The organism is Novipirellula sp., assembly GCF_041583735.1.
Lineage (GTDB): Bacteria > Planctomycetota > Planctomycetia > Pirellulales > Pirellulaceae > Novipirellula.
This window is the reverse complement of sequence record NZ_JBFHFD010000926.1, coordinates 1-2,485: the sequence shown is the minus strand read 5'-3', so window position 1 is coordinate 2,485 and position 2,485 is coordinate 1. Positions and strand designations below refer to the sequence as shown.

Here is a 2,485-nt window from a genome sequence, read left to right as displayed (position 1 = left end):
GTGGCGATCGTTCCTTGGGATCGCTGCCGGAATTTCGCTACGCTCGCAGCCAGACGACAACACAAAACCAGACGATCGCATTTCTGTACCTTTCAGATCCGTTTTTTCAAAATCTGATCAGCCCCCAATACCGCATCGAAGTGACACGTCGCAAGCAGGCCGTCCAGGAACTGAGGCAATTCCAATTGGCTCGAATGGTTGCAGCGGCCGAGCGTGTGAATGCGGAAACGATGGATGACCTTATTAAGTCACAGTTTTTGCCGACCGATTTTGGGCGTCGCCCCGATGATAGCTATCCACGGCTCAACAACGGAAAGATTACTGATTCGCTACACGGATCGCCTGGTGTTTTTCTGCCTGTGCCAGACGTTCGGGTTCAACAGGCAACCCTAGGTGAAGTCCACTCCTATGCTGCATTTATAAGTAAATACAGCACCGAATGAAAACAGGTCGATCCGGTCACGGTCGTGTTCGCCCGCGACGCAGCGGCAGCCAATGATTTACACCGTATCCGCATGACTACCGGTGGCAATTACAACAAACCTGAAAAAACTTTCGAAATCATTCCTGAGATAAAGGCTCTTATCTAGAAGTCCATAAACTTCCGGAGTCCGGCAATGTCCAAACGTGTCTCTCACAGCCTACTGGATCCGTTTGTCGGTCCACCTCTAGCCGCACTCTATCCACGCTTACACATTCCTCGATGCTTTGGCTTTACATCGTATCAAGGTTCACACCCGTCCGATCGTCAAAACGTCTTCGACGCGTTTCGCGACTTCGATCGAGGCGTCAGCTACAGATCGAACCACAAAACCGTGACTCGTTTCAGAGCAGCCTGACACGCCATGATCCAGTTGTAACTGAACCGACGGATCTGCCAGCATTCAACGAGGTCGCTTGTTCGAGTTCGTCGTCTCACTGTCCTCTGTGGCATAGCAATTGCATCGTAATGTGTCGTTCACTTCCCCACAGCCATTTCCTTTTGAGGAGCAGACGATGAGTAAGACTGACTATTACACCGAAAATGATTTGAGCACTTGGGAACGCATTAAGAAAGCGTTCGCGAACGATTGGGAGCAAACCAAAGCGGACTTTGGTTCCGATTCGGCTCGAGACATGGACCAGGACGTTGACGATACGATCAAGCAGATGGCGGGCTCGGATGACGCGTTTGAAAATCGCGAACAAGCATTCCGCTTTGGCTATGTTGCCCAGCATCGCTACGGCTCGGATCACCCAAAATGGAATGACGACTTGGACACTCGACTTCGCAAAGAATATGACGGCAATTACGACGCCGATCGTCGCTATATCCAGCATGCTTACGGCTATCGCCCGAAAAGCTAAAGCCGCTTCCGCTTTGCTGCAACATCGACATCTCCATGTAAATCCTTGTTGAAAGTCGCCAGCGTGAGTCGCTTATCGAGTGTTTTCTCGGCAAACACCAAACTAAAAAATAGTCGTTCCCAGGCTCCGGGCTGGGAACGAACTACACCCGACGCTCGCAACTCCACGTTTCATGCATTCGCAAGCGAGAGCCTGCAAGGCATCAGGTTCCCAGGTAAAAAGCCTGGAAACCGGCGGGAAAAAGCCCCACGTGCCCAGCCGGACGCCTCGCCCGAGTTATCATGCGGTGACGAATGTCGGCTACAATGGATGCAATCAGACAATCGGACGTCATCCATTGCCCCCTAAGAATTTGCATGAACTGGTTGGACCGAATCCCGCTGCTGCTCTTTCTCGTGGCGGCGTTGACCTTGGGGTTGGCTCCGTTTGTCCCGGAGCCACATCTCTGGGAAAAGCTAAAAATGCTATCATACGGAACGCTCAGACGGCCAATCGACATTTTCGACTTGTTCCTACATGCGACGCCATGGTTGTTGTTGATCGCAAAAGTGGCTCGGATGCTGATGCGGCAAAGTGATACTTGAAACGATGAAAATTTGGTTCATTTCCGATACCCATAACGAGCATCTTGGACTGACCGTTCCCGAAGTGGACATGGTGATCCACTGCGGCGATGAGTCGACTGATGGAAATGCGTCGACGAACGAACCAGAGGCTAGACGATTCTTCGATTGGTACTCGGACTTAAAGATCACGAACAAGGTGTTCGTGCCTGGCAATCATTCGACCGCATTCGAACAAGGTCTGATACGCGCAGATGACTATCCTGACATCCGTTTCCTCATTCATGAATCGATGCAGTGCAACGGAATCAAATTGTTTGGTTCGCCCTACACGCCTCGATTTCACAATTGGGCCTACATGAAGAAGCGAAGCCAGCTGGATCTCGTTTGGAAAACGGTTCCCGATGACATCGATATCCTAATCACGCACGGTCCGCCCAAGGGAGTCTTGGATCTTACGCACGACATGGATACAAAAGCGCTGATCCAGGTCGGTTGCATGGCCTTGCGTCATCACGTTGAAAACCGGATCAAACCAAGGATTCACGCCTTCGGTCACTTGCACGACGAACGGG

4 protein-coding genes are annotated in these 2,485 nt (G+C 51.3%); all 4 read left to right on the top strand.

Annotated elements, in window-relative coordinates; translation table 11 throughout:
* A partial coding sequence (locus ABX962_RS34680) for a hypothetical protein (protein ID WP_372726230.1) occupies nucleotides 1-443 on the top strand: 443 nt, incomplete at its 5' end.
* A gap of 553 nt (nucleotides 444-996) precedes the next feature.
* Entirely contained in the window at nucleotides 997-1,347 is a 351-nt protein-coding gene (locus ABX962_RS34675) for a hypothetical protein (RefSeq protein WP_372726229.1), read from the top strand.
* A gap of 356 nt (nucleotides 1,348-1,703) precedes the next feature.
* Entirely contained in the window at nucleotides 1,704-1,931 is a 228-nt protein-coding gene (locus ABX962_RS34670; protein ID WP_372726228.1) for a hypothetical protein, read from the top strand.
* Between the two features lie 4 nt (nucleotides 1,932-1,935).
* On the top strand, nucleotides 1,936-2,485 hold a 550-nt coding region (locus ABX962_RS34665; protein ID WP_372726227.1), incomplete at its 3' end, for a metallophosphoesterase.

Coding starts and splice junctions, on each gene's coding strand:
- ABX962_RS34675 (WP_372726229.1), top strand. CDS start 997: ATGAGTAAGACTGACTATTACACCGAAAATGATTTGAGCACTTGGGAA.
- ABX962_RS34670 (WP_372726228.1), top strand. CDS start 1,704: ATGAACTGGTTGGACCGAATCCCGCTGCTGCTCTTTCTCGTGGCGGCG.